Source organism: Bradyrhizobium sp. SZCCHNR1093, from assembly GCF_032381175.1.
In the GTDB taxonomy this organism is placed as follows: Bacteria; Pseudomonadota; Alphaproteobacteria; order Rhizobiales; family Xanthobacteraceae; genus Bradyrhizobium.
Genome location: NZ_JAUHJJ010000023.1, coordinates 20314 through 27035, shown reverse-complemented (window position 1 = coordinate 27035; position 6722 = coordinate 20314). Strand labels below are relative to the sequence as shown.

Genomic DNA, 6722 nt, shown 5'->3' with positions numbered 1-6722 from the left:
CGGTGGCGCCGACTGCGTCAGCTGTCACGCCAAGGCGGCCTCGGGCGGCTTCACCAGCTGGGGCGGCGCGGCGTTCACCCACTCCGCGGCCAACACCAATTGCTCCGCCTGTCACAATGGCTCGAGCGCGAAGGGTTTGACCACGCCGCCGCACATTCCGGTGACCGGCGTCCAGTGCTCGAACTGCCATACCAACACCGCGGCGAGCTTCGCCACCTACACGATGAGCCATACCGCCGTGCATGCGACGCGCTGCGACAGCTGTCACAATGGCGCCTATCGCAGCCAGGGCCGCAGAGGCGCGCAGGGGCCGGATCACAGTGCCAAGTCACAGGATTGCGGCTGCTGCCACGTGCGCGCTGCCGCCAACTTCTCGACCTGGGACGACGACCCGCAGAAGCCGGCCGCGGGTTGCTCGACCACGGCCAGGTCGGTGGTCCCCGCTCAGGCGCCCGTCGCCAAGGCGGTGACGCCAGCCACGACCGCCAACCGGACGATGACGGCGGCCACGACTCCCGAGTCCGCATCGGGCACGAGCGCAGCGCCGGCCACGGCTGCGGCCGGCGCGGCTGCGAAGCCTGCCGCACCATCCAGTTCGACGCTCTTGTTCAGCAGCAAGCCGCTGGCGAATACAGCTGCGACGTCGGCGGCCGCGACGACCGATCCTCGAGCGGGGGCCCCGGCCGGTGCGCCTGCCGCCTCCAAACCCGACGGCGCGGCGAAAGCTGGTGACGCGGCGTCGGTGTCGCAGCCGCCGAGCACTCTCCCGCGGATGACATCCGCCCCTTCAGCGCCTGTGCCGAACGATCCGCGCAGCAAGCTCCTGCCTTCGATCGGTGCCGCCAATCCTGATGCAATGGAGTCGCAGAACGCAGGTCGGGTTCCATCGCTGTTGCCGACGGTCAATCCGAGGGCAGGGCTTGCCGGCTCGAGCGCCACGGAGGCCGGCTCGAGATTCAACCACATGACGGCGCAGGGACCGTGCGCATCCTGCCACAACGGCATGAGTGCGCCTGGCAAGCCGTCGAAGCACATTGCGACTGCGGCGCCGTGCGAGACCTGCCACAAGAGCACGACGACGTTCAGCGGAGCCCGCTTCAGCCACACCGGGACGACAGCGGCCTGCGCGAGCTGTCACAACGGCATGGCCGCGACCGGCAAGCCGCAGAAGCACGTCGCGACCAATGCGCCGTGCGAGACCTGCCACAAGAGCACGACGACGTTCAGCGGAGCCCGCTTCAGCCACACCGGGACGACGGCGGCCTGCGCGAGCTGCCACAACGGCATGGCCGCGACCGGCAAGCCGCAGAAGCACGTCGCGACCAATGCGCCGTGCGAGACCTGCCACAAGAGCACGACGACATTCGGTGGAGCCCGCTTCAGTCACACCGGCACGATGGCGGCCTGCGCGAGCTGTCACAACGGCATGGCCGCGACCGGCAAGCCGCAGAAGCACGTTGCGACCAATGCGCCGTGCGAGACTTGCCACAAGAGCACGACGACATTCAGCGGAGCCCGCTTCAGTCACACCGGTACGATGGCGGCCTGCGCGACCTGCCACAACGGATCATCAGCCGGCGGCAAGCCGCCGCGCCACGTGGTCACCAGCGCGCCATGCGAAAGCTGCCACAAGAACACCGTGTCGTTCTCGGGCGCACGGATGGATCACACCAGCCTCACTGCGCCGTGCGCCAGCTGTCACAACGGCTCCAATGCCACCGGCAAATCGCCGAAGCACTTCGTGACCAACGTCCCCTGCGAGAGCTGCCATCGGACGGTCAGCTGGAGTTCGGTCAACTACCGACACATGTCGGCAAGCTATCCGAACCATAGCGCCACGATTGGCTGCACCGCCTGCCACAGCGGCAATTCGCAAGCCGTCGTGTTCAAGTTCGCGGCCTACAAGCCCGACTGCGCCGCCTGTCACGCGGGTGATTTCCGGCCGCAGCAGCATGCCAAGCTCGTGAAGCCGGCGCCGATGGACTACACCGTCGCCGAGCTCAAGGACTGCACCGGCGCGTGTCACATCTATGCTGACAAGTCGCAGACCGCCATCATCACCCGTCGCCAGCGGCAGCACCGGGTCAATGGAGGCGGCTGGTGATGAGCTGCCGCTTCAGTCAAGCAGCAGCAGCGAGGTCGACCCGATGGGCGATGACTCTGCTGTCCGGCCTGCTCGCAATCCTGCTCGATGGAGCCTTCGGCGTCGCACCGGCCCAGCCCGTCATCGATCAGTTCGTCGCCAGCGCAAACGCCACGACGATCGGCAACTGCAGCCTGCTGCGCGTCAACTTTCATGCTCGCGTGCGCTACACTGGGCATTTTCCGCTGGATAAGGGCAGCCAGCTCAGCGTCTCGCTACAATTGGTCGATCGGGACGCCGTCATCACGCGGCGTCTGGTCAGACGAGAGGGCGTGCGGGTCGACAATGCCCAGGGCTCCGGCATCCAGGACGTCTATTTGACGCTCGATCAGAACAGAGGACCGATCCTCGTCGCTCAGTTTGCTGGCGAGTTCACCTATCAGATCGTGCAATCCGGCAGCTTCGAGCAGGTCACGATCGTGATTGCCCGGAAGGGCCCGGTGTCGGCGTGCAAGGTGAAGGCCCTGGTGCCGAGCGTAGCCGCTCCGGATGCGCCGAAACCGGTTGCGATCCCCGGTGCGGCGGCGTCGGTCCGCAACGACAATCGCACGATGCAGCAGGCGTCCGCGGCGGACATCCGGTTTGCGGAGGCCTCGATGGACGAGGCGCGCGCATCGATCAAGAAAGGCAATTTCAACGCCGCGATCGACCTTCTGAAGAAGGTGCTGAAACTCCCTGAGACCGGTTCGAGCGCAGAGGCGCAGGAGCTGCTCGGCGTCGCGCGCCAGAAGGCCGGGCAGACCGCTGCAGCCCAGGCCGAATTTGAGGACTATCTGCGCCGTTATCCGAACGGCGAGGGCGCTGAGCGGGTGAGGCAGCGGCTCGCTGCGCTTCTGACCGCAACCAGCAGCGCGCCGGCACGACCGCGCGACATGTCTCCGGCCAACTCCGATGGCGGAGACATGGGGGCAGGGATGCCAACCAAGTCGGCAGGGCCGAACGGCGATACGCGCTGGTCGATGTCGGGCAGCCTCTCGACCACCTTCATCACCAATGACAGCACCAGCGCCGTCAAGGACAGGGCCATCGCGCCGAACCCGAATGCAGATCCCGATGCCCACCGGGTGCACCAGAACACGCTGCTGACCAATTTCGACTTCCTGGGCACCGCGGACAACGATCGCATCAGGACCAAGTTCAAGCTGGCGTTCACCCACGAGCGCCAATTCGATACGGGCAATGACAAGTATGGCGTCTCGACCGCGCAAGTCGATTACACGCTGAAGGAAGCCGACGTGACCTTGCGCGTCGGACGGCAATCCCGCAACACCGGCGGCGTGATCGGCCGTTTCGACGGCGCGGTGCTGAGTTGGCAGAAGAGCCCCGGGCTGCGCTTGAACGTGCTCGCGGGCTCGCCGAACTGGAGCCGTTTCGACGCACCGTTCAAGGATGGCAAGACGCTCTATGGGGCAAGCATCGATTTCGGCAAGATTCTCGGCGGGCTCGAGACCACCGTCTACCTGATCACGCAATACGACCGCAACATCATCGACCGCCAGGCCATCGGCGCGGAATTCCGCTATTTCGACACCAACAAGTCGCTGCTCGGCCTGATCGACTACGACACGCATTTCCGCGCGCTCAATGCCGCCGTGTTCTCGGGAACGTATACGTTCGAGGACAAGTCGGTCATCAACGCCTCGTTCGATTACCGAAGAGTTCCATTTCTCTCGACCTGGAATGCGTTGCAGGGGCAGCCGTTCCTCACGCTCTACGACATGATGAAGTTCAATACCGCAGGCGAGATCAGGCAGCTCGCGATCGACCGCACGCCGACATTCCAGTCGGCGATGGTGAGCTATTCGCGGCCCCTGAACGAGACCTGGCAGGTCGCCGCCGATGCCACGGTGACCAATCTGACCGGCACGCTGCCGTCCGGCGGCGTCGACGGCACGCCGGCGAGCGGTCTCGAATATTATCTGTCGGCCCAGTTGACCGGGAACAGCATCATCAAGCCGGGCGATCTGTTCATGGGCGCGCTACGCTACGCGAGCCTGGCGGACTCGAAGTTCTATGTGCTGGATCTTGCCTCGCGCTACCCGATCACGCCCGATCTCGCCATCAGCCCGCGGCTGCGGATGGGCTACAGGTCCGGCACCCGGACCGACTTGAAGGAGTACACGATCCTGCCGTCGTTGCTGGTCAGCTATCTCTGGTCGAAGGAGATCAGCTTGGAAACAGAGATTGGCTACCGGTTCGTCGACAGCACGCTGGCCAACGTCAAGACGACGACAAAGGACCTGTTCGCGACGGTCACGTTGCGGCGCGATTTCAACGCCGACGGTGTCACGAAGTGCAACGCCTCGATCGTCAGCTGCGCCTGGGCCAGGCCTGCAGCGTTGCAAGGCGGCCAGGGCGCGGGCTCGGGCGATATGCCGCTGCGGTCGCGCGCGTCGATCCTGCCGTCCTATATGCTGGAGACCGGAGTGCGCTACTGGTTCAGCTCGGGGCAGAATCGCTACCGCTATTTCGCCGATCAGGCAGCGACGCTTCAGGTCTCCCGGCTCGCTTATGGCGGCATGACCGGGCACAGCGGCGAGATGTTCTTCAGGGTCGATGCGCTCGACGGCCCGTTCACCAACATGTTTCTGAAGGGCTATTTCGGGGCGGGCAAGATCAGCTCGGGCACTCTCGTCGACGAGGACTTTGCTCCTTTCGTCAATCCGTCATCCAAGACCGTCAGCAGCGTGGGCGGGCGGCTGCAATACGCAAATCTCGATGTCGGTTTCAACCTGCTGGAGACGGAGCGTTTCCGGCTTGGTGCCTTCGTCGGCTATCAATATTGGACAGAAACGGTCGACGCGCGGGGCTGCACCCAGGTGGGTGGCAATCCGACGATCTGCAGTCCGGCTCTTGGGGCAGGCGTCAAGGTGGTGACCGAGCAGGATCGCTGGCATAGCGGACGGGCCGGTGTCTCACTCGACACGCGGCTGTCGGACCGGCTGAGCTGGCAGGCGGAGGCCGCTTATGTCTGGACTTCGCAGAATGCGATCGACACGCACTATTTCACGTTCGGGCGCGATCCTGCCTCAGGACAAGGATCCGGATTCCAGGCCGAGACCGTGCTGAACTACCAGTTGACCGACAATTTCCGCATCGGCATCGGCGGACGCTGGTGGCATCTCAGCACCAATGCGGTCGATTCGTTCAATCAGGTCCTGAGATACACGACGGAGCGCTATGGCGTCTTCCTGCAGGGCTCCTACCAGTTCAATCGGGCAAAATAGTCGGCAGGAGTCGTCCAATCATGAACTACCAGATGCGGCCGTTGAGCCTCCTCCCCGAATATGACGCGATGTTCCGCGGTGCGTTGGATCGACTGCATCAGGAACGGCGCTATCGTGTCTTTGCGGATCTTGAACGCCAGGCGGGGCGCTATCCCTATGCGATCTGGCATTCGGGGGAGGGCAAGCGTGAGGTCGTAATCTGGTGCTCGAACGATTATCTGGGCATGAGCCAGCACCCGAAGGTCATGGGAGCCATGATCGATGCCGTATCGCGCATGGGCACAGGAGCCGGGGGCACCCGTAATATCGCGGGAACGAACCATCCGCTCGTCGCGCTCGAGCAGGAGCTGGCCGATCTCCACGGCAAGGAAGCCGCGCTGGTGTTTACCTCCGGCTACGTTTCCAACGAGGCGGGGATATCGACGATCGCCAAGCTGCTGCCTGGGTGTTTGCTGCTTTCCGACGCGTTGAATCACAACTCCATGATCGAGGGGGTACGCAAGGCCGGTGCTGAGAAGCAGATCTGGCAGCACAATGATCCTGAGCATCTCGAACGGCTGCTGCGGGCGGCAGATCCCGAAAGGCCAAAGCTCATCGTATGCGAGAGCCTCTACTCGATGGACGGCGATATCGCGCCTCTGCATCGAATTTGCGACTTGGCCGAGCGCTACGGCGCACTGACCTATGTCGACGAGGTGCATGCGGTCGGGATGTATGGCCCGCGCGGCGGCGGCATAGCTGAGCGCGACGGGGTCATGGAAAGGATCGACATTGTTGAGGGCACGCTCGCAAAGGCCTATGGCTGTCTCGGCGGCTATCTTGCGGCTGGGACGAACCTGATCGATGCGGTGCGCTCCTACGCCCCCGGTTTCATCTTCACGACGGCATTGCCGCCTCCGGTCTGTGCAGCCGCGACCGCTGCAATCCGGCATCTGAAAGCCTCGACAGCGGAGCGCGTCCGGCATCAGGATCGTGCAGCGCGGCTGAAGTCCGTCCTGACGGCAGCAGACCTGCCGGTGATGCCGAGCGAGAGCCATATCGTGCCGGTGCATGTCGGCGATCCCGAGAAGTGCAGGGCGGCTTCGGACCTGCTGATGTCGGAGCATGGCATCTATATCCAGCCGATCAATTACCCCACTGTCCCGCGAGGAATGGAACGCCTGCGTCTTACACCTACGCCCTATCACGACGACGCGCTCATGGACCAACTGGTCCATGCGATGATGAAGGTGTGGGACAAACTCCATCTCTGTTACCGCCGGGAGAGAGGCTTCACACGTGGGCATGAAGCGCCATAGCGCTGCCGGCGAAAGATTGGATCAGAAATCGGCACGTCCGGCCGGTGTGCGGAA

Annotated in this window: 3 protein-coding genes; all 3 read left to right on the top strand. The window is 64.1% G+C overall.

The annotated features are described in order from the left end of the window. The coding region (locus QX070_RS32965) for a cytochrome c3 family protein (protein WP_315741304.1) at positions 1-2104 on the top strand (2104 nt) is incomplete at its 5' end. A 50-nt stretch (positions 2105-2154) separates the two neighbouring features. After that, a complete protein-coding gene (locus QX070_RS32960; RefSeq protein WP_315741303.1) occupies positions 2155-5370 on the top strand; it encodes a hypothetical protein in 3216 nt (1071 codons plus the stop codon). Between the two features lie 32 nt (positions 5371-5402). Next, the gene (gene hemA, locus QX070_RS32955) at positions 5403-6668 is read left to right on the top strand and encodes a 5-aminolevulinate synthase (protein ID WP_409998905.1); all 1266 of its coding nucleotides are present in this window, start codon (positions 5403-5405) and stop codon (positions 6666-6668) included. The last annotated feature ends 54 nt before the right edge of the window (positions 6669-6722 follow it).